The organism is Acidocella aminolytica 101 = DSM 11237, assembly GCF_900129125.1.
Taxonomy (GTDB): domain Bacteria; phylum Pseudomonadota; class Alphaproteobacteria; order Acetobacterales; family Acetobacteraceae; genus Acidocella; species Acidocella aminolytica.
In genome coordinates this window covers 18,089-37,392 of sequence record NZ_FQVJ01000037.1, presented here as the reverse complement: position 1 = coordinate 37,392, position 19,304 = coordinate 18,089, and the positions used below count along the sequence as shown (strand labels likewise).

The following is a 19,304-nucleotide window of genomic DNA, read 5'->3' as shown; positions in this document are numbered from 1 at the left end:
CTGTACGTAATTTCAAAAGAAATACACCAAAAACGCTCCCAAACGACAGAGGTAAAAACAGAACTAATCCTGCCCCTCAATATCATCACCCAAATCCCAAATCCGAGATCCAGAAACCCCAAATCCTAAACCAATCATGGTCCAAAATCCGAAGCCAGAAACGCCACCAGCGTATCCCTTCCCAGCCTATGCAATTGTCAAAGATCTAAACCAAACAACCATACTTCAGAACACCAGTCCATCAGCAAGGCCGTCCAATCTAACCACCCAACCTCAGAAGATCAACCCCTCGTCAGCCGCCGGTGGACGGGCTTCTATTCCAGGCATTGAGAGCCGTCAACTCAACCAGGGAAAGTTTTTCAATTTTTTGACAAAAAAAACACAAGCCATTGTTATAAAACAATTTATACTCACAGCCCTTAAAGAGTTGCTCGCTGAAATCGCCAGTCCCTATACCACTCCACGAAGCGGGAAATGCCCTCATCCAAGCGCGTGGACGGCACATAGCCGCACAGCCTATGAAGCGCCGACACATCTGCGCAGGTCTCTACCGGGTCGGCTTCCGGCCTCGGAAGATTCACCGTCTGGGCCTGCACACCCAGATAGCGCTCCAGCAACTCCAACAGGTCCCGGACATATTCTGCCCGGTGATTGCCAATATTAAATACGCGGTGCGGTTGATTATCATTTGGCGGGCAGTCAAATACCCCCAAAATGCCGGCGATGATGTCGTCGATATAGGTAAAATCCCGCTTCAACGTACCGTTTTCATAAAGCGTGATCGGCTTCCCAGTCATGATTGCTTCCGCAAACCCGAAATAAGCCATGTCCGGCCGGCCCCAGGGACCGTACACCGTGAAAAACCGGAGGCCCGTCTGCTTCAGCCCAAAGAGGTGAGTATAAGACGCGCTCATCAACTCATCCGCACGTTTTGTTGCGGCATATAAGGAGGATGGCTGGTCCGCCCGTTCAGATTCTGCATATGGCAACGTGGAGCCCGTTCCGTAAACCGACGACGAACTCGCATAGATAAGATGTTTCACGCTTTTACTATGGCGCGCCAGCTCCAAGATTGAGAGATGGCCGGTGAGATTAGAAGCGGCATAGGCGAACGGATTTTTCAACGAATACCGTACCCCCGCCTGCGCCGCGACATGCAGAATAACCTCAGCCCCTTCCCCCACGCGCCGCACAGCTTCATGGTCGGTAATATCTAGCTGATGAAAGCTGAATCCTTTCCCGAGGCGGCGCAGGCGAGCTTGCTTCAGGCTCACATCGTAATAAGGGTTAAGGTTATCAACCCCCACTACCTCGATCCCGCGTGCCAGCAGGGCTTCACTTATATGATAGCCAACAAACCCAGCTGCACCGGTCACCAGTACTTTCATGCGCCAACCATCCTGTCTTCCAACAAAGTGAGGATCGCGTGGCCCAGGGTGATGTGACATTCCTGCACCCTCGCGGTCTCTTTATCCGGCACCACAATCGACAGATCGCACAGCGGCAAGGCCGGACCGCCATCGCCTCCCAGTAAACCAACAGAAACAATACCCATCTCACGCGCAGTCTTCAGCGCCCCCAACACATTCGGGGATTTGCCGGAGGTAGTAATGCCAAACAGCACATCCCCTGCCCGGCCCAAGCCCAAGAGAGGGCGGGAAAACATTTCATCCACCCCAAAATCATTGACCGCCGCCGTCACAGCAGAAGTATCCAGAGCCAGAGTGATGGCGGGCCAGCTTGGCCGGGGCACCGCCCCGCGCAAACGGATCACCAACTCGGTTGCAAGATGCTGGGCATCGGCAGCAGAGCCGCCATTGCCACAGAAAATCAGCTTGCCGCCATTGCGTAGCGTACGCTCGCATGCGTCCACAATCGCCAATACCAGCGGGGTCTGAGTGGCCAACCCTTGCTTCAGTTCCGCACTCCGCCGTAACATCGCGGCAAAGCGCTCAGCTTCTTGATCTCTCATATACCTATCCGGCTCCGCCTGATCCAATGAACGAAGCTTATACGCCAGCCTCAGATAAGCTTACAGCCGCCCGGCAGAGCTGGAACGGCTGTAAAATAATGAACTAAAATGTCGCTGACGGCCTTAATGTGAAACCCAACCACCATCGATGGAAACAGGCGTTCCCGTGATCGTCGCAGCACCATCGGAGCAGAGGAACACGGCAAGCGCGCCAATCTCCTCTGGCGTAGAAAATTTCAGCATCGGCTGAGTTTCCTGAAGCATCTTCTTCTTTTCGGTATCGACATCCGTACCCGCTTCCTTGGCGCGGTCCTCGAGCTGCTTCTGCACCAGCGGGGTCAGCACCCAGCCGGGGCAAATCGCATTGACGGTAATGCCGTCATTCGCGGTCTCAATGGCCGCAACCTTGGTGGCACCAACCACACCATGCTTGGCCGCCACATAAGCTACCTTATGCGGGCTGGCGACCAGACCATGCGCGGAAGCGATGTTGATAATACGCCCCCATCCTTGCTTCTTCATCGCAGGAATCGCGGCCTTCATGCCATAAAAAACAGCTGAGAGGTTGATGGAAATAATCGCTTCCCACTTCGCCTCCGGAAACTCCTCAACCGGCGCGGTAAACTGGATGCCGGCATTATTCACCAGCACATCAATGCCGCCCAGCGCATCCTGCGTCTTTTGCACAAGAACGGCCACTTGATCTGGCTTGCTAAGGTCTGCCCCGTCATAGGCAACCTTCACGGAAAATTCTTTTTCCAGATCAGCACGAAGCTTCTCGATCTCCCCCGCATCGCCGAACCCATTGAGCATGATGCTGGCACCTTCCGCCGCCAGCGCCCGGGCAATGCCAAGTCCAATGCCGCTGGTCGAGCCGGTGACCAAAGCAACCTTACCTTTTAAGGCCATAAACTTCTCTCCTACTTCTGTTCAGCGAGGTAGTCATGCAACACCCGCCCGTACGGCAGGGTCAAGTCCGCGCAAAGATGCGCCCCCCGAAGGATTTTACGCACCGGCAAATCCGCCAATCGGCAGTTGGCGTGGGGAACTAGGTGCAGCCGCGCTTCGCCCTCATAGGCAAATTTAAGGTCGATCTCCTGCATCTGATAACCGACCAGTTGCGCCACTTTGGGTGACCCATCCACATCAGGAATCCATTTCAGATTCACACTCAGCTTGCCCATACCCGCCACGGCGGCCTTGGGATCAAGGGCCTTCGTCTTGTAGGTCATTGTTCCCATGGCGACGCGCTCATCATCGTAATGCAGCGTACCGGTCAGCGTCTCGTGAATGGTCTTGAGCCGGGGAACACCATATTTTTTTGGAAACCCCCAAATCTCGCGGCCACCCGTTGTCGGCGCCTCATCATCGAGATACATCATTACTGAATAATTGCAGGGAATTCCGTTATAGAGAGCGGAAATACCACAACCGCTTTCTTCATAATCGCCAAAGCCGGTTGAGTCCGGCATCTTCATCCATTCGAAGAACACATCATTACCGTCAGGCTCCAATGGTTCAGGCAACAATGCCCGAATGATTTCAGGATCGGTTTCGTAATGGATCAGGAGATATTCCCGATTATAAAAGCGAAATGGCCCCTTTGGATAACTTGGGGAGGCCAGCGGCATCGAGGTAGCGTTGAGAATTTCCTCTCGCGTCATGTAAACCCTCCAAAGCAACAGCTCTCATGTAGGTCATGGCATTGAGATTTCATGTGACGGTTTCGTCACCATGGTAAAGCGATACATAGTCAGGCTTAAGGAGCGACTTAAAAGGCAATTGGCCGTTTATAAGCCAAATGCCGCATGGACAATATGTTATGTGACAACATTTGATCTTGTCTCCTTCTTACTCCGCAGCGAGTTCAACAAAACACTTTCAACGGCAGGTTTCCACCAGGAAATGTCATCGAATTGCAACGCAATTACCGTCGCCATTGTCACATGGTTCGACTATTGCGGGGCCACGTTGGGAGGGCTTCTCCCACGCAGGCCAAAACGGGTGCCCTTCAGGGGGCCTAACAAAAGGAACGCGAACGTGAAGATGATGAACCTCCTCCGCACCGGCGCCGCCGTGCTGGCGATCTCCGCCGCCGCTGGTTTTGTCCCGGCTCAAGCTAACGCCGCCAGTGTCCCGCTGGTTGAAACCGGCTCCAGCCTGCTTTACCCGCTCTTCAACCTCTGGGTTCCGGCCTACACCGCCAGCCACCCCAACATCAGCATCACGACTACCTCGACTGGCTCCGGCACCGGCATCGCGCAGTCCATCAAGGGTCTGGTGAACATAGGTGCTTCCGATGCGTACCTGTCTGACGCGATGGTCAAGGCACACCCGGATATGCTGAGCATCCCGCTCGCCATCTCCTCGCAGGCCATCAACTACAACCTTCCTGGCATTACGCACCTTAAGCTGTCCGGACCGATCCTGGCTGGCATCTATGAGGGCAAGATCACCAAGTGGAACGATCCGGCCATCGCCGCCGCCAACCCCGGCGTAAAGCTGCCTGATCACGAGATCATCCCGGTTCACCGTCTTGATGGGTCCGGTGATACTTTTATCTTTACCCAGTATCTGACCAACTCTGACAAGGGCTGGGCCTCCTCCGTACACTACGGCACCTCCGTGGCTTGGCCGGCTGTGTCCGCTGGCATTGGCGCTAACGGCAACCAGGGTATGCTGGCCGCCGCCAAGGCTAACCCGTACTCTATCGCTTATATCGGCGTATCTTTCGCTGACCAGGCCGCCAAGGCTGGCCTCGGCCAGGCTGAGTTGCTGAACAAGGCTGGCAATTATGTGCTGCCGACCCCGGAGACCATCTCCGCTGCCGCGGCGAGCGTGGCCAACAGTACCCCAGCTGACGAGCGGATCAGCATGATCTTCTCTCCCGGCAAGATGGCCTACCCGATCGTGAACTACGAATATGCGATCGTGAACGCCAAGCAGCCTTCCAAGGCCGATGCCGCTGCCCTGCGTCACTTCCTGACCTGGGCGATCACCGAGGGCAACAGCATGAGCTTCCTGAAGCAAGTGCATTTCGCGGCGCTGCCCCCCGCCGTGGTTGAACTCTCCAAGGCTCAGATCGCAAAGATCAAGTAATTTGCCTAACCCCCCTTCCAGCCTAGCCTGGAAGGGGGCTTTTTGCGTAAAGGGTGATCCATGAAACTCCGCCCCTTCCGTCTCGCCGTTCTGGGTCTTAGCCTGCTGATCCCCGCCGCGCTCTGCGCGGTTGTTTTGTTTTTGGTGCTTTATTCAGGAGAAGCCATTTTTTTCAATGGCTTGCACTTCCTGACTCAGATCAACTGGAACCTCGGCAATCTTTACGGCGACCCGGTCGTGGTCCATGGAATCCAGGTTCCGCCCGGTGCCAATTACGGCATGCTGGTCTTTATTGTCGGTACGTTGGCCTCATCAGGCATTGCCATCCTCATTGCCGTTCCCCTCGCCATGGGGGCCGCTATCTTCCTTGCGGAAATCATTCCGCAGAAAATCCGCCCCATGCTCTCCATGTTGGTAGAGCTGATTGCCGTTGTTCCTTCCGTTGTATTCGGGCTTTGGGGAATTGCGGTCCTCGTTCCCCTGATCGGGCATTATCTAGCGCCGAACGGGAGCGGCTATGGGCTGCTAACAGCCTCCATCGTTCTGGCGCTGATGATCACCCCGATCATCGCCTCCACTCTGCTTGATGCACTGTTGCAGGTGCCCAAGGAAAACCGTGAATCCGCTTTTGCACTCGGCGCCACCCATTTCGAGGTTGTGGCCAAGGCGATGATGCCCATGGTCCGCACCACCTTGATCGGCGGTATCGTTTTGGCCTTGGGCCGGGCGTTGGGTGAAACCATGGCGGTGCTGATGGTCTCGGGCGGCGGGCTGAATATTCTGCCTACCTCTCTTTTTTCCCCCATATCCACCATCGCATCCTTCGTTGCCTCGCAGCTCGATAGCGCCGAAACCGACCCCACCAATATGTCGGTCCGCGCCCTAGCTGAGATCGCGCTAGTGCTTTTCTTCATCACACTGGCCGTGAATGCCTGCGCTAAACTTCTAACCTCAGGAGCTCTCCGTGTCCGTAAGCGCGCTTAAAATGCCACGCTCGGCGCAGGAAACCCGCCGGCTTATCATAAGCGCAATTGGCTGGGTGCTTTGTGGCGCCGGGCTGGTGCTGGTTCTCGCCCCTCTTGTTGATATCGTGGTTGTGGTTGGGTGGCGTGGCATTGCCGCGTTCTCGCCGCATCTATTCACTGAAAACACGACCGGCGCCAATGGCGGGCTGTACAACGCTATTGAAGGCACGCTGGTCATCACTCTTTTCGCGATGCTGATTGCACTGCCGCTTGGGGTGGGGGCTGGTATCCATCTGTCTGAATACGGCAAGGACAAGCTGGCCAGCGCGATCCGCTTCATGTCCGACACGCTCACAGGTACCCCCTCGATCGTGCTAGGCTATTTTTCTTATATCGTGATGATCATTGGCTTCGGGTGGGGCTTCTCGCTGATCGCCGCCTCCATCACGCTGGCTATCATGATCGTGCCGTATCTGGCGCGCATCACGGAGTTATCCCTCCAGCAAGTGCCCAATTCCATGCGTGAGGCGGCCTATGCCCTGGGCGCCAAGGACTCGAACGTGGTTTTCAAAGTGGTACTGCCCGCCGCCTCCTCAGGCGTGTTGACCGGTGCCTTGCTGGCTCTGGCCATTTCCGTAGGTGAAACCGCGCCGCTGATCTATACCGCCGGCTGGTCCAACTATAGCTGGTCCGGGCAGTTCACCCACGAGCCCATGGCGTATCTGACCTATGTGATCTGGACCTTCATTGACCAACCGGACGCGAAATCTCACGCCCTGGCATTCGCTGCGGCCTTCCTGGTGATGCTCGTGGTACTGGTCATCAATATCGGGGTCCGCGTGGCCATCCGGCGCAAAAAATTCGCCTGACTAACGGGCAGCATACAAACAAAAAAGGCCTTCCTGGGCAACCGGGAAGGCCTTTTTATTAGGTCAGCGCGTTATTTGGCGGCGCGTGTCAAGCTGGCGGAGATGGCACCCTCGGCAGCGGCACGGTCGGCCCAGCCGGTCACCTTCACCCACTTGCCCTTCTCCAGATCCTTATAATGCTCGAAGAAGTGCTTAATCACGTCACGGGTGATCTCCGGCAACTCGGCAATCTCGTTCACGCCGGAGAATTGCGGATGCACCTTATCGTGCGGCACGCAGACAATCTTCTCATCCTGGCCGGACTCGTCTTCCATCTGCAGCATGCCAATCGGGCGGCAGCGGATCACCGCGCCGGGCACCACCGGGGCGGGCAGCAACACCAGCGCGTCGGCAGGGTCGCCGTCATCGGCCAGAGTGTTGGGGATAAAGCCATAGGCGGCAGGATAGGTCATCGGGGTGAACACCACGCGGTCCACCACCAGGGCACCACTCTCCTTATCCACCTCATATTTCACGCCGGAACCGGCCGGAATCTCCACAACAACATTGATATCGTGCGGCACATCCTTGCCAGGCGACAGCTTGCTCACATCCATTGCCAGAACTCCCTGATTGAAGGCGGCCCGGATATAACCCGCCGCCGCTAAACTGGCCAGCTTGCGGCATTTTGCCGCACTCTGATGGTTGACGGCGCGCTCCGGCCACTTAAAAGCAAGGCAACACGACGCGCTGGTAGCTCAATGGTTAGAGCGGACCGCTCATAACGGTTTGGTTGGGGGTTCGAGTCCCTCCCGGCGCACCATGTAAGAGTAAAAAAGGGGAAGGACCTTCTGGCCCCGCCCCCTCTTTCCAAATTTCATTTACTGTCGCGCTTAGCGGAGAGAGGCGCAGAAGCGCTGAATCCGTATGCAGGCCTCACGCAGTGCCTCGGTCGAGGTCGCGTAGGAAATACGGAAATGCCCCGGATAGACGAACGCGGAACCATGCACCGCGGCCACCCCTTCCTCATCCAGCAATGCGATCACGAAATCCTCATCGGTCTCGATCTTCTTGCCTTTTGAAGTGGTCTTGCCCATGCAGCCTTGCATGGAGGGAAACACATAGAACGCACCCTCCGGCTTGTGGCAGATCAACCCTTCAGCCTCATTCAGCATGTCCACCACCAGATCGCGGCGCACCTTATACACTTTCGCCATCTCGACCAGAGCATCCTCCGGCCCGTTCAGAGCGGCAACAGCCGCCGCCTGACCGATGGAGGAGGTGTTGGAGGTAGACTGGCTTTGCAGCTTGTCCATCGCCTTGATCAGTTGCACTGGTGCGCCACAGAACCCAATACGCCAGCCGGTCATGGCATAAGCCTTGGAGCAGCCGTTCATGGTGATGGTACGCTCTTTGAGCTTCGGCTCCACCTGCACAACGGTCGCGGGCTTAAACCCGTCATAAGTCAACTTCTCATAGATGTCGTCAGTGAACACCCACACATGCGGGTGCTTCAGCAGCACATCGCAGATCGGGCGCAGATCCTCGGCGGAATAGGCGGCACCGGTTGGGTTGCTGGGGGAGTTCAGAAACACCCATTTGGTCTTGGGCGTAATCATCGCGTCCAAGTCCTCGGCACGCATCTTGAAGCCGGTATCCTGGGGGCAGGGCATGAAAACCGGCGTTCCCTCGGCCAGCTGCACAATGTCAGGGTAAGACACCCAGCACGGGGTCGGAATAACGACCTCGTCACCCGCCTGCACCGTCGCCAGCATGGCGTTGAAAATCACCTGCTTGCCACCGGTGGAAACAATCACCTCTTCCGGCTTGTAGTCGATACCGCTATCGCGCTTGAACTTTTCCACTACGGCCTTGCGCAACGCTGGCGTCCCGGCAACGTCGGTATATTTGGTATCGCCAGCATTGATTGCCTCGATCGCCGCCTGCTTAATATGAGCGGGGGTATCGAAATCCGGCTCACCAGCCGAAAGGCTGATAATGTCCCTGCCCTCGGCCTTGAGCGCCCTCGCCTTTGTGCTAATGGCGATGGTCTGGCTCGGGCTGATGCGGTTCAAGCGGTCTGCGATCAGTGTCATGAGTAATGTCTCAGCGAAGTTTGAAGGCGGAGGCACTCCTAAACCTCTGCCGCCGCAGGTGCAAATCCCTTGCTGAAAATCCGCTATGTTTTCGTCGAATCAAATGCTTATAGGATTACCAGGAAACCATCCCCCTGGTAGCCGCTCCACCTTAATACCCATCGCAGAAAACACAACTATAGGTTGTTTTTGAGGGCATTTAATGATCCCCACAAAGGTTTTGAAACTTTCGCCTGCTGCAGGTCTTGCCTGCCTGCTGAACCTCCCAGTCATGGCCTAAACCGCACCGGGCAATCCAACCGCTTCCGGCTCCATGACCCCCGCCACCAAACCCGCTGGCTACACCAAGCCAAGCAAACACAGCGCCTATGCTTGCTAGTCAGTCCTGGACGCAGCCGGTTTCCACCAAACCAAGAACTGATTAAACAGAGCGGGGCTGTACAAACCGCCCTCTATTATTTTGAAAGGAAATCAACTTGGCCGAAACCAACATCGTCACCCTGCCCTCCGGCGTGAAATACGAGGACCATGTTGTCGGCACCGGTGAAACACCGAAAACGGGCCAGATGGTCACGGTTCATTACACCGGCTGGCTGGATGAGAACGGCGCCAAAGGCCGGAAGTTCGACTCCTCACGCGACCGCGGCCAGCCTTTCACATTCAAACTCGGCGTGGGACAGGTGATTTCCGGTTGGGATATCGGCGTGTCCACCATGCAGGCCAGCGGTCAACGCACATTGATACTGCCGCCGGAACACGGCTACGGCCAGCGCGGCGCGGGCTCCGTTATCCCGCCTGGCGCGACCCTGATTTTCGATGTGGAGCTGATCAGCTTCAAATAACCGGAAAAAGGGCTCCTGGGAGCCCTTTTTACCTCCCGGGAAGCAATGCCGATATAACAACCCGCCGCCTGCGACCAATCCGCCGCCTGTCCCGCGCAGCCTGGACCATCGCTTCGAAAGAGCGGTTCACCGCATCTTCATCGCCAATCCGCAACTCCAAGGCCCGCAAGCAAAAATGCACCTTGGCCATACTCTGATAATAATCTGTGAAGCTGTAATTCAGCAGCCCGCCCGTCAGCGCCCCGGCAACCGGCACCGCCTGCGCCAAAAACTTCTCAGATAGAACCAGTCCAAACTGACCTGCCGCACTACGGATGAGCAGATTGATGGTCAGATGGCTAACCCCTAGCCGCGCTGCCCAGTAGCCAATCTCAGTCTCTTCCCCGCTTCCGCCAGGACTGCCGAACGCCAGCACCTCAAGACAAGCGCGCCTCGTATCCTCAGAGGACAAATCCTCTCCAAAATCCCGCGCCACCTCAGCGATCGACCTCAAAATGGCAGCCGTGGTAAAGGGGATATCCACAAACGCCCCCGGCAATCCAACAAAGCCCGAGGCGGCGCCACTCGCTGTTGTCGCCAACCGGTGCATCAAATTTTTACGAGGGTGCTGGGGCCTGACAAAACCTGGCGCGGCTTCCAGCCCAAAAGTGGCATAGCGGTAGCTGTTCCACAGCACATCCTCCACCACGTCTTGTGCTTTTTGAATAAGCCCGGTCCAAGCCTGCCCACCTAGTCTTTCGCCAGTCTGAACCAGGGCACTTTGGATGCTCTCAACCTGCCGGCCAAACAACGCCGTCAACCGCACCAGCAGGCCACGTGAATCCGCCATCAAAATGGCAGCCTCCCAAAGCTCCCGCCTCTCGTGGTCGGTCAAAAAGCGGGTCTGCTCCGCCAAATGCTCAGGAAAGGGAGGTAAAACGGTCATGGCCGAACTGAGATGCGCTCAGCTTGGCCATGACTCAAGAGAATTTAAGGAAATTTCACTCCGCGGCGGCGGCAGAAACACCCTTCACAGCCTGCACGATCTCGCCGAAAGACGCCGGATCATCATAAGCAATGGCGGAGAGCACCTTACGGTCCAACTCAAGACCAGCCTGCTTCAGGCCAAAGATGAACTGGCTGTAGGTGAGCCCATGCTCACGCACGGCCGCGTTAATACGCTGAATCCAAAGAGAGCGGAATTCACGCTTCTTGACCCGGCGGTCGCGATAGGCATAACGCAGGGCCTTTTCCAGGCGCTCCAACGCAATGCGGTAATTGGTCGACGAACGACCAACATAGCCCTTGGAGAGTTCCAGAACCTTCTTGTGGCGGGCGTGGGTGGTAACGCCGCGTTTCACACGTGCCATATCTTATCTCCTCCCTTACAGGCCGTACGGGGCCCACTGCTTCACGGTCAAGCCGTCAGCATGGGTCAGAGTCTGGCTACCGCGGTTCTGGCGCTTCGCCTTCTGGGAACGGGCATAAAGGTTGTGGCGCTTCTTGCCCGGGCCGGCCAGAACCTTGCCCGTAGCGGTGATCTTGAAGCGCTTCTTGACCGAGGATTTGGTCTTCAGCTTCGGCATTTCAGTCTCCTGATCGCATAATCCACCCCTTTCGGAGCAGGGTCCCGGAAATCGGGGCGGCGGCCAGGCATGCCTAAAGGCCCGGACACGCGCGCTTCACCGCTAAAGGTGAAGGCGCGGCTATAGGGCCACTCCTCGCCCGTGACAAGAGCCTGAAAGCAGCGCAGAGTCGCATTATGCCAGGAAAAGCGCCCGATGCGGCCAGCCTGTACGAGGCCGCGATGAACCATATGGCCCGCTATGCCGCCACTGAAACAGGTCTGGCCCGCGTTCTCTCCCGCCGGATCGACCGCTGGGGCCAAAAGCAGGTTGCTGAATTTGGTGAAGACAATGCGGACCTCCCAAATCTCATCCGCCGTGCCAAGGCTGAAATCCCCGGCATATTAGCCCGGCTGAAAGAGCTTGGCATCTTAAACGACGACGCCTTCGTCGCCTCTCGGGCCAAACGCCTCACCCGCGCGGGCAAATCCCGCCGCGCCACCCTTGCCCACTTGGCCGCAAAAGGCATCGCCTCACCCGACCTGTCGGATGACCCGCAGCGCGAACTCGCCGCCGCCTGCGCTTATCTCCGCCGCCGCCGCGCCGGGCCATTTGGCGATACGCCAACCGAAAAGATCCTTGCCGCCATGGCAAGGGGGGGGTTTTCCCAATCCACCGCGCGCCATGCTATGTCACTTGAGCGTAAGGAAGCCGAGCAGCTTATCAAATCCTTGGACTCCCCCCCCACCTAACCCGGCAATTTCAGCCCAGCCCAGAGCCGGGTGATCCGCAAATCAAAGCCTTTCCCATCAGCTCGGAGCAACCGGGAGTGCCTGAAGAAATAATCGTCCAAAGCATCAGCCACCGCTCTCAGTTCTTCGAATCTGGATCGTTCTTTTAACGGAATCCCCTGGACGAGGCCTTGGCACAAAACTCCGCGCCATCGTCCGCTCCATCTTTCTATATGATATGGCCACCATTCCACATATCAAATGAGGCACCATCTGCCTGCCAAGGGGTCGAGCATTTTCGCGCCGCCCACCGTCTGGTCTCCATTTGTAAGACACCGGCTTCATCAGCCTCTCAGCTTTTTTTTATTAAGAAGGTGTCATCCCCCAAGCATCGGTTTCCCAATCCATTTCGGAGACGCCGCCTGAAACTGCTGGCGCCTATGCGTGGGCTTCTCGGTTAGTTTCGAACCCGGAGCGCCTGCCCCTTGCTAAGCCACCCACCTGTCGGCAATGCCAACCCGCGCATTTGCGTGGCTCTCAGTAGAGCTATATTGCATAAATCTGATTATTGGTTGGGATTCCCCATTTGTGTTTGAGGGGGTAGCTGTTTGTTATCCCCAAGCCTATGAAGCCGAACTACCGCACGACGAATTGGCGTTCCTATAATACGTCGTTGAAGCGGCAGGGGTCTTTGGATATATGATTTGACCCTTTGATGACTGGTTTGCAGCGCCGCCCAGGCAGCCCGGCCGTCCTTAACGATTTTCTGATAGCGCGATTGAGATTTGCCTGACGTTGAAGGTCATATTTGGCGTTGCCCTGCGTCAGGTAACGGGGCTTGTCGAAAGCCTACTGAAGCTTGCGAGACACGGCTGGCATGCCCCGGATTACACGACTTTATGCCGGCGTCAGAAATGTCTTTCAATGGCGTTCTCTGGCCGCGTGAGTGCAGGCGGACTGCATCTGCGGGTGGACAACACTGGCATCAAGATAATGGGAGAAGGCGAATTGAAAAGCAGTAAGCACGGCGCGTCCTATCGCCGTCGATGGCGTAAGGTTCATCTCGGACTCAATACCGATGTGTCGGATATTCGGGCTTTCAGGCTTGCTTTTCCTGAAAATCATTCTTCATCTCCTTCACGAAACGGTGCATCCGGCAGCAAGCCTCATGTTAGCGGATACACCATCCGCAACAACGGCCCGTTGGGGTCATCCAGCCGGTCATCATCCCGGCTTTTCTCTACCGGCACCAGGCAGGGGGCCTCCGCACGCAACCGCCGCTCCACTCAATCGGTGTATTCCCCGCCATCCAAGCACTTGTCCAATCGCGGCCCATGTAGCCTCACGCCCTACATGTCACAGATCACCTTATCGGTATCCTGCGTCCAAAGCCTCGCCTGCCGCATCTCATCGTCCATTCCGACGCCACCAACAGTTATTCAAAATAACTATTTATGCCCAAAAATACTAACGTTGCGTTTGACCGTTATCGTGTTAGACAAACTGTATGCCAGCCAAAAAGCAGTCCCCCGCTGAAACCGTCGGGGCCAGAATTAGAGCGTTACGTCTCGCAGCCAACATGACGCAGGATGAATTCGCGGCGAAATTAAACGTATCCCGCTCCGCAATCGCGCAGTGGGAAACCGATCGTGCAGGTCAAATCCGTGAAAACATGGAAAAAATCGCGAAGATCTTGGACACATCACTTGGCTATCTCGTCTCGGGAGAAACCGGCTCCCTGGTTGGAGACGAGCTTGCCCTCATGCGCCTTTATCGCGCCTGCTCGCCGGAAGACCGGCGTATGCTCCTGCTAACCGCCCGCCGTCTGGCACGAAGCTAATCAGCTCTCGCCAGGGCGCACCATCCGCAAATCCCGGTACACACCGCCTTCCCGGGAAAAATGCTGATTATAATACGGATCATTCGGCAGCGCGACTTCATAACGCTGTCGCATCACTTCATTTTCAAACATAAATCGCGCCAGCTTGCCATGATCGAAATCATCACCGCGGCTGATGCTTTCTCTATGTTCCGCCACGACATCTGGCATGAAAATCACTTTCATGCCAGCCTGACGTAGCTTCACGCATAAATCCACATCGTTAAATGCGATGGAAAGTTCCCGCTCATCAAATCCGCCCACCATGTCAAAGGCGGTTTTACGCACCAGCATACAGGCCGCCGTCACAGCTGAAACCTCCTGCGCGGCCATCGCATGGGCCATATAGCCTGGCGCATCGCCGTCCAGCCCCCTGAAGGCATGGTCCGCCACACCGCCCACACCCAGCACCACACCAGCATGTTGCACGGTCCCATCCGGGTAAAGCAGCTTGGCGCCGACCGCGCCCACGTTCTCCTCCGCCAGCGCCTCGTCGAGCAACCGCCGCAACCAGCCCGATTCGTCCACGAACACGTCATTATTCATGAAAAGCAGAAATTCCTGCCGCGCCTCCCGCACGCCCAGATTATTGATCCGTGAGTAATTGAATGGTTCGGCAATCCGCAGCACCTTGGTGCCCTCAATATTCGCCTGTTCCGCCGCGAAACGCACCGCCTCCGGAGTGGTAGACCAGTTATCCAGCAGGATAATCTCGTAATTCACCCCCTTAGTATGGGCCCTGATCGCCTCCACACAATCCCGCGTCATGTCCACATGGTCACGGTATGGAATCAGGATCGAAACCCCCGCCTTCTTCACCCGCGCCACAGGAAATTTCCAATCGACCTTATAGCAAGTTAGACTCCCGCGAGGCACCACCTTGGCAGGCAATCCGCGCCGTGCCAGATGCGCCTGCACCGCCTCCGCCCCCGCCAAAGCCGCCTTCGGCTTCGCTCCGGTCCCTGCCGCAGCGGTAGAACTGGCCGTCTTACGCCAATGATACAAAATCTCAGCCACATGATGGATCTGCTCCGGCGCCAGGCTCTCCGTCAGCCGTAACAGCAAATCATGGTCCTGCGCGCCATCTAGCTCCGGGTCCAACCCGCCCGCCGCGCGCAAAGCCGCCGCCTCCACCATCGTCAAATGGCAGATATAATTGATATCCAACAAAAACCGGTAATTGAAATCCGGCTTAAAGTGCGGCTCACTAACAGTCCCACCACGCTCCACCTTGTCCTCATCGGAGTAAAGTAGCTTCGCCCCAGTCGCCGCCTGGGCCAGCAGCATCACCTCCAGCGCACAGGGCTCCAGCATGTCATCATGATCGAAAAAGACGATAAATGCCCCCTTCGCCGCCTTCAGCCCATCATTCGTGGCCCTGGCAATGCCACCATTTTTCCTGCGGCTGATCAGCCTCATTCGTGGCTCCATCGCCGCCAGATCCTTCATCAGCGCCGTCAGGGTCCTATCTCCGCTTGCATCGTCAACCAGCAGTAGTTCCCAGTTCTCATGGGTCTGCGCCCGTACAGACTCCACCGCCGCCAGAAAATCCCCTGCCGCCGGCCGGTAAACCGGGCAGATAATCGAGACCTTAGCAGTCGCAACATCCGCCACCCCATAACGCGCCTTGGCCCGCGGCAGCACCAGCGGACGGGCGTCCAACGCCCAGCGCTGATAATCCGCCAGCAGATAACGCTCACGCGGTATCGCCGCCTTCAGCTCTTTTTTCAAATGATACGCAAAGCTGAACAACTCATCCGTCCGTTTAATCAGCGTCTCGATCTTCTCCCGCGCCGAATCCCCAGGAAAGGAAATCTCGAGCGGGCTCCCGCGCAACTCCTCACGCTCCGGCATCGCGAAGAATTTCAATGTGATCTGTTCGCGGCGGCGCAGTTCCGGGGGCAGGGCAAAGGCAAAGCCGCAAGCCGGGTCGCCGTCCACCGCCTCAACCACATCAGCCCTGAACTGGTCCGCCAGCAATTCCGCCACGGGCTGCCCATCATGGGTCACCAACACCCGCACGCCGCCCAGCTTGGTTCCCGCCTCATCGTCCACCCGCAGCACCCAGCCCTGGATTAGTCCATCCACCATGCCGTCCACCACGGCCATCAGCCGCGCGGGTTTCTCCAGCACAAAATTATATTCTTCCAGCGCCATGCCGCTGCGCGAGCCAATCGGCACCAACGCTCCATCCAGCGTTGCAAAACGTAGAGCATGGCGCATGCCATCCTTGTAACGGTCTGGAATCCGGTATCGGAACCCAATCCGGCTATTCTCCAAATTCATCAAGCGGCTATCCTCGCGGTGCAGATCGCAGGTCATCACCTCCTCGATCACACCGTCGATCACCACTCGCATCTTCAGGCTTTCAGCCGGGCTATCGAAATCCATCGCCCAACCGCCAATCTCCTCCCCGCCGCTCTGGTCCAGGAAGCACAGGAGCTTACGCTCCGGCTTCACCACCGGCACCTTATTCACCGTCTTGCGCGCCATCTTCACCCCGCCGCCGCGATCTCCACGAGCAAATCCGCCGTGGTCACCTGCCTGCAATAACCCTTATTATTGGCAAGCGCGGAGTCATGCCGCGCTTGACTCTGCGTCGCGCAGGCATCCACCGGCAGCGTCACCAAATACCCCAGGTCACAAGCATCCCTTACAGCGGAATCCACACACTGGTCGGTCAGCGCCCCCACGATAATCAACTGCGTCGTGCCCATATTCCGCAGCAGATAATGTATGTGAGTCGAAATAAAAACAGATGACGATCCTTTCGGTAGTACAATTTCGTCACCCACCGGCGCCACCTCGTCCATCACCTGTGCGTCCCAGTCATCCTTGTGGCAGAAAAAGCCGGTAATCTTGTAATCCAGACTCAAATCCCGCCCATCACGGGTCAGCGCCGCCATCACGGTATAAACCGTTTCAATCCCCTTGCCCCGGCAGGCGCTCAGCAGCTTCTGCATATTGGGAATCGCCCTCTGCCGCATTTCCCGGAAGAAGAAGCCATATGTCGCCTCCTTCTCCGCCGGGTCCATGCCAGCATACTCACCACCCGTCTCCATGGTGTAGTTCTGCACATCGATCACCAGCAGCGCCGTCTGGGCAGGCACCACCGGCACATTCCGGCTCAGCCCAAAATCCTTCATGCCACGGTGCTCGCATCCAGCCTTTGCAACGCCTCGGGCAACAGTCGGGCAAGGCGCATAGCCCATTCCGCCTGCCCTGCCTCATGGGCGATCAAATCCTGCCGTATCTCGATTTCCAGATAATCCAACCCGCGCCGCTCGGCATGTACCGGCACACCATAATCGGTCTCATCGCTCACCCGGTAAGGGGCATTTTCCCCCACCACCAGCCCGCCTTCCGCACGCAGCAAATCCGCCAGAATCTTAGAGAGCCAGGGGTTGCGGTTATATAGCACCGCCACATGCATCGGCCGCGCCTGCGCCAGATAAACCGGCGTGAAGCTATGCATGGCCACATACACGCTGCGCGCCCTAGTCTCGATCAACCGGTCGATCGCGCCATGATACGGGTCAAAAATCGCCGCCCGCCGCGCCGCCTTCCCCGCCTCATCCAGCCCTTTATTGGCGGGCACTGGTGTTGCCTCACTCACTTCAGGAAACGCCCCGGCCACATCCGGCTGCCGGTTGCAGTCAATCACCAGCCGCGAATAAGCCTGTAAAATCGCCGTTGCCTCCAGCGCTGCGCTCAACCGCCGCGTCACCCCGGCAATGCCTATGTCCCATGCGATATGCCGGTCCATCTCGGCAGGCGGTACGCCCAAATCCCCCAGTGCACGCGGCACCAGCCGCCCAGCATGGTCCGCCGTCAACAGGAACGGGCTTTTGCCCCCTTCGCACAACAGCTCATAAACCGACGCCTCGTCATCATGCAGCAAGCCCATTCTTCCCTGCCTTTAATATTGCCAGCTAACCCGCTCCGGTGCAGCCATCGCCGGATCAAACGCAATCCACTCCCCATTCGCCAAAGACTGCCCGGTCAGCGCCAGAATAAACCCCCAATGGCTCACCACTAGCGTACTGTCCGCATCGTCCAGCTCTTGCACAAACTCATGAAACGTCCGCGCCCGCGCCTCTACCTCCGCCTCGCTTTCCACCGCCTCATGCCACCAGCGCTCCGGAAGATGCCCAAATTCATGATGCGGAAACCGATCGGCGAGCCGGTCCGGGGGGCTGCCGATATCGCAGGAAAACGCGCACCGTTCCCGCACCTCATCGCGCACCTCCACCCGTATCCCCGGCCGGCACAAAAACGGCTCCGCCGTCTGCAATGCCCGCGTATAAGGGGACACAATCACCCGCGTAATCCGGGCATCCATTAGCGTTTCAGCCGCCGCATGGGCCTGTTCATGGCCCCGTGGCGTCAGTTCAGGGTCCTCTATCCCGGGGTCGCGCCGGGTCTCTGTGAAATGCAGATTGAAATAGCTTTGCCCATGGCGGAGCAGAAACATTGAGTCGTCCTTCAACTAAGCCTGGGTTGCGGGCGTGCCCCATTGCAACATAAGTCTAGTCCCACGCCAACAGGCGTCTGGCGCATTTGCGCCCCTGGGCAAGCCGAGCCGCCGGTTCCGGCTTGCACTCATGGGCGGGTTACGTCAGTCTCGAAGCTGTAAGAGGACGATAGTGGTCAACAACACGCTCCAATCTATCGGCGGTTTTTCCGTTGCGCTGGTGATCTTCGCGGGCATCGCGATTTTTCTCATTCTTCGCCTGCGCTCAGTGCTCGGCAAACGTGTCGGGTTTGAAAAACCTCCTGTCCATCCGGGCAACGCCCAGCGCCCCAACGGCCCGGTGATCGACGCGCGCGCCCTGCCGCCTGAACCCGGCCCCGGCCGTTCCGTGCCAGACCCACGCTCCCCCCTCGGCCAGCGCCTGATGCAAATCGTCAATCGCGACCAGCATTTTGACCCGCCGCAATTCCTCATTCAGGCCGAGACCGCATTCCGCACCATCGTCACCGCTTTCGCCGCCGGCGACCGCAAGACGCTGCAAAATCTCCTCACCCCCCACGTCTATCAAACCTTCGAGCAAGCCATTGCTACGCGCGAAGCCTCGGGTGAAGGCCAAAAGACCGAGATCAAATCCATCATCTCCGTGGTCATTGAAGACGCACAACTCGTGGGCGACACCGCCATCGTCGTAGTCCGCTTCATCTCCGCCCAGCTCAACCAGCGGTTGGACGCCTCAGGCGCCCCCATCCCCGGCAGCGAGGAACAAGGCGACCTCAACGACCTCTGGACCTTCGAGCGTAATCTTCCCGGCAGCGACCCTGTCTGGCGCCTTTCCGCGGCACGCAGCGGTTAAA

The 19,304-nt window shown here is 57.5% G+C and carries 20 protein-coding genes, 1 tRNA gene and 1 pseudogene; 9 read left to right on the top strand and 13 right to left on the bottom strand.

All coding sequences use genetic code 11. The annotated features are described in order from the left end of the window. Positions 1-419: 419 nt before the first annotated feature. From BUB54_RS16150 to BUB54_RS16135, 4 genes are all read right to left on the bottom strand, one after another. Positions 420-1,388, bottom strand: coding sequence for an NAD-dependent epimerase/dehydratase family protein (locus tag BUB54_RS16150; RefSeq protein ID WP_048879767.1), 969 nt, complete (start codon positions 1,386-1,388; stop codon positions 420-422). Continuing rightward, positions 1,385-1,972 carry a D-sedoheptulose-7-phosphate isomerase gene (locus tag BUB54_RS16145; protein ID WP_048879766.1) on the bottom strand — a complete coding sequence of 196 codons (588 nt, stop codon included), beginning with the start codon at positions 1,970-1,972 and terminating at the stop codon, positions 1,385-1,387. Before BUB54_RS16145 ends, BUB54_RS16150 begins: the two co-directional genes overlap by 4 nt. 123 nt (positions 1,973-2,095) lie before the next feature. Further along, positions 2,096-2,881, bottom strand: a complete 786-nt coding sequence (locus BUB54_RS16140) for a 3-hydroxybutyrate dehydrogenase (RefSeq protein ID WP_048879765.1) — start codon at positions 2,879-2,881, stop codon at positions 2,096-2,098. Between the two features lie 11 nt (positions 2,882-2,892). After that, positions 2,893-3,636, bottom strand: a complete 744-nt coding sequence (locus tag BUB54_RS16135; protein WP_048879764.1) for an acetoacetate decarboxylase — start codon at positions 3,634-3,636, stop codon at positions 2,893-2,895. 382 nt (positions 3,637-4,018) lie between these two features. Here BUB54_RS16135 and pstS point away from each other — a divergent pair, with 382 nt between their 5' ends. From pstS to pstA, 3 genes are read left to right on the top strand one after another with little or no spacing between them, the layout of a single operon-like run. Beyond that, positions 4,019-5,071 carry a phosphate ABC transporter substrate-binding protein PstS gene (pstS, locus tag BUB54_RS16130; RefSeq protein WP_048879763.1) on the top strand — a complete coding sequence of 351 codons (1,053 nt, stop codon included), beginning with the start codon at positions 4,019-4,021 and terminating at the stop codon, positions 5,069-5,071. Positions 5,072-5,131: 60 nt separating this feature from the next. Then, positions 5,132-6,055: a phosphate ABC transporter permease subunit PstC gene (gene pstC / locus BUB54_RS16125; RefSeq protein WP_048879762.1), complete on the top strand. Its 924-nt coding sequence runs from the start codon at positions 5,132-5,134 to the stop codon at positions 6,053-6,055. Then, on the top strand, positions 6,036-6,905 hold the full coding sequence (pstA, locus tag BUB54_RS16120) for a phosphate ABC transporter permease PstA (RefSeq protein WP_241869430.1): 870 nt from the start codon (positions 6,036-6,038) through the stop codon (positions 6,903-6,905). Before pstC ends, pstA begins: the two co-directional genes overlap by 20 nt. Positions 6,906-6,976: 71 nt before the next feature. On the opposite strand, the gene ppa is transcribed toward pstA, so the two are convergent. Beyond that, positions 6,977-7,501 carry an inorganic diphosphatase gene (gene ppa, locus BUB54_RS16115; RefSeq protein WP_048879771.1) on the bottom strand — a complete coding sequence of 175 codons (525 nt, stop codon included), beginning with the start codon at positions 7,499-7,501 and terminating at the stop codon, positions 6,977-6,979. 130 nt (positions 7,502-7,631) lie between these two features. On the opposite strand from ppa, the gene BUB54_RS16110 reads away from it, so the two are divergent. Further along, positions 7,632-7,707 (top strand) — tRNA-Ile (locus BUB54_RS16110). A gap of 70 nt (positions 7,708-7,777) precedes the next feature. Here the strand turns inward: BUB54_RS16110 and BUB54_RS16105 are convergent. Continuing rightward, positions 7,778-8,980: a pyridoxal phosphate-dependent aminotransferase gene (locus BUB54_RS16105; RefSeq protein ID WP_048879760.1), complete on the bottom strand. Its 1,203-nt coding sequence runs from the start codon at positions 8,978-8,980 to the stop codon at positions 7,778-7,780. 476 nt (positions 8,981-9,456) lie between these two features. Here BUB54_RS16105 and BUB54_RS16100 point away from each other — a divergent pair, with 476 nt between their 5' ends. Further along, positions 9,457-9,822, top strand: coding sequence for an FKBP-type peptidyl-prolyl cis-trans isomerase (locus BUB54_RS16100; RefSeq protein WP_082075735.1), 366 nt, complete (start codon positions 9,457-9,459; stop codon positions 9,820-9,822). Positions 9,823-9,850: 28 nt separating this feature from the next. Here BUB54_RS16100 and BUB54_RS16095 read toward each other — a convergent pair whose 3' ends face one another. Genes BUB54_RS16095 through rpmI form a run of 3 tightly spaced genes read right to left on the bottom strand, consistent with a single transcriptional unit; the run spans position 9,851 to position 11,387 of the window. Then, positions 9,851-10,747 (bottom strand): EcsC family protein, encoded by an 897-nt coding sequence (locus tag BUB54_RS16095; protein WP_048879758.1) that lies wholly within the window; start codon positions 10,745-10,747, stop codon positions 9,851-9,853. Between the two features lie 55 nt (positions 10,748-10,802). Beyond that, on the bottom strand, positions 10,803-11,171 hold the full coding sequence (rplT, locus tag BUB54_RS16090) for a 50S ribosomal protein L20 (protein ID WP_048879757.1): 369 nt from the start codon (positions 11,169-11,171) through the stop codon (positions 10,803-10,805). Positions 11,172-11,186: 15 nt separating this feature from the next. Then, complete coding sequence (gene rpmI, locus BUB54_RS16085) at positions 11,187-11,387, bottom strand: 50S ribosomal protein L35 (RefSeq protein WP_048879756.1); 201 nt, start codon at positions 11,385-11,387, stop codon at positions 11,187-11,189. Positions 11,388-11,563: 176 nt separating this feature from the next. Between rpmI and BUB54_RS16080 the strand changes: the two genes are divergently transcribed. The 3 genes and pseudogenes from BUB54_RS16080 (at position 11,564) to BUB54_RS16070 (ending at position 13,937) form a co-directional block, all read left to right on the top strand. Continuing rightward, entirely contained in the window at positions 11,564-12,118 is a 555-nt protein-coding gene (locus BUB54_RS16080; RefSeq protein ID WP_073211935.1) for a regulatory protein RecX, read from the top strand. Positions 12,119-12,868: 750 nt separating this feature from the next. Then, positions 12,869-13,633, top strand: a pseudogene (locus BUB54_RS16075) (transposase); the annotation flags it as partial. Continuing rightward, entirely contained in the window at positions 13,605-13,937 is a 333-nt protein-coding gene (locus tag BUB54_RS16070; RefSeq protein ID WP_048879754.1) for a helix-turn-helix domain-containing protein, read from the top strand. The pseudogene BUB54_RS16075 and the gene BUB54_RS16070, both read left to right, overlap by 29 nt. Here the strand turns inward: BUB54_RS16070 and BUB54_RS16065 are convergent, their stop codons facing one another. From BUB54_RS16065 to BUB54_RS16050, 4 genes are read right to left on the bottom strand one after another with little or no spacing between them, the layout of a single operon-like run. Then, a complete protein-coding gene (locus tag BUB54_RS16065) occupies positions 13,938-16,469 on the bottom strand; it encodes a glycosyltransferase family 2 protein (RefSeq protein WP_048879753.1) in 2,532 nt (843 codons plus the stop codon). 2 nt (positions 16,470-16,471) lie between these two features. Beyond that, entirely contained in the window at positions 16,472-17,122 is a 651-nt protein-coding gene (locus tag BUB54_RS16060) for an isochorismatase family cysteine hydrolase (RefSeq protein WP_048879752.1), read from the bottom strand. Beyond that, complete coding sequence (locus tag BUB54_RS16055) at positions 17,119-17,883, bottom strand: N-formylglutamate amidohydrolase (protein WP_048879751.1); 765 nt, start codon at positions 17,881-17,883, stop codon at positions 17,119-17,121. The genes BUB54_RS16060 and BUB54_RS16055 overlap by 4 nt, the downstream gene beginning before the upstream one ends. A 12-nt stretch (positions 17,884-17,895) precedes the next feature. Continuing rightward, positions 17,896-18,450: a histidine phosphatase family protein gene (locus tag BUB54_RS16050; RefSeq protein WP_048879750.1), complete on the bottom strand. Its 555-nt coding sequence runs from the start codon at positions 18,448-18,450 to the stop codon at positions 17,896-17,898. Between the two features lie 172 nt (positions 18,451-18,622). On the opposite strand from BUB54_RS16050, the gene BUB54_RS16045 reads away from it, so the two are divergent. After that, positions 18,623-19,303, top strand: coding sequence for a Tim44/TimA family putative adaptor protein (locus BUB54_RS16045; RefSeq protein ID WP_241869428.1), 681 nt, complete (start codon positions 18,623-18,625; stop codon positions 19,301-19,303). Position 19,304: the final 1 nt, after the last annotated feature.

Excerpts from the sequence above, each read along its gene's own strand:
- pstC (WP_048879762.1), top strand. The coding sequence starts at position 5,132 with ATGAAACTCCGCCCCTTCCGTCTCGCCGTTCTGGGTCTTAGCCTGCTG.
- rplT (WP_048879757.1), bottom strand. The coding sequence starts at position 11,171 with ATGGCACGTGTGAAACGCGGCGTTACCACCCACGCCCGCCACAAGAAG.
- pstS (WP_048879763.1), top strand. The coding sequence starts at position 4,019 with ATGATGAACCTCCTCCGCACCGGCGCCGCCGTGCTGGCGATCTCCGCC.
- BUB54_RS16140 (WP_048879765.1), bottom strand. The coding sequence starts at position 2,881 with ATGGCCTTAAAAGGTAAGGTTGCTTTGGTCACCGGCTCGACCAGCGGC.
- BUB54_RS16095 (WP_048879758.1), bottom strand. The coding sequence starts at position 10,747 with ATGACCGTTTTACCTCCCTTTCCTGAGCATTTGGCGGAGCAGACCCGC.
- rpmI (WP_048879756.1), bottom strand. The coding sequence starts at position 11,387 with ATGCCGAAGCTGAAGACCAAATCCTCGGTCAAGAAGCGCTTCAAGATC.
- BUB54_RS16050 (WP_048879750.1), bottom strand. The coding sequence starts at position 18,450 with ATGTTTCTGCTCCGCCATGGGCAAAGCTATTTCAATCTGCATTTCACA.
- BUB54_RS16105 (WP_048879760.1), bottom strand. The coding sequence starts at position 8,980 with ATGACACTGATCGCAGACCGCTTGAACCGCATCAGCCCGAGCCAGACC.
- BUB54_RS16060 (WP_048879752.1), bottom strand. The coding sequence starts at position 17,122 with ATGAAGGATTTTGGGCTGAGCCGGAATGTGCCGGTGGTGCCTGCCCAG.
- BUB54_RS16135 (WP_048879764.1), bottom strand. The coding sequence starts at position 3,636 with ATGACGCGAGAGGAAATTCTCAACGCTACCTCGATGCCGCTGGCCTCC.
- BUB54_RS16070 (WP_048879754.1), top strand. The coding sequence starts at position 13,605 with ATGCCAGCCAAAAAGCAGTCCCCCGCTGAAACCGTCGGGGCCAGAATT.
- BUB54_RS16080 (WP_073211935.1), top strand. The coding sequence starts at position 11,564 with ATGCCAGGAAAAGCGCCCGATGCGGCCAGCCTGTACGAGGCCGCGATG.
- BUB54_RS16150 (WP_048879767.1), bottom strand. The coding sequence starts at position 1,388 with ATGAAAGTACTGGTGACCGGTGCAGCTGGGTTTGTTGGCTATCATATA.
- ppa (WP_048879771.1), bottom strand. The coding sequence starts at position 7,501 with ATGGATGTGAGCAAGCTGTCGCCTGGCAAGGATGTGCCGCACGATATC.
- BUB54_RS16055 (WP_048879751.1), bottom strand. The coding sequence starts at position 17,883 with ATGGGCTTGCTGCATGATGACGAGGCGTCGGTTTATGAGCTGTTGTGC.
- BUB54_RS16145 (WP_048879766.1), bottom strand. The coding sequence starts at position 1,972 with ATGAGAGATCAAGAAGCTGAGCGCTTTGCCGCGATGTTACGGCGGAGT.
- BUB54_RS16065 (WP_048879753.1), bottom strand. The coding sequence starts at position 16,469 with ATGGCGCGCAAGACGGTGAATAAGGTGCCGGTGGTGAAGCCGGAGCGT.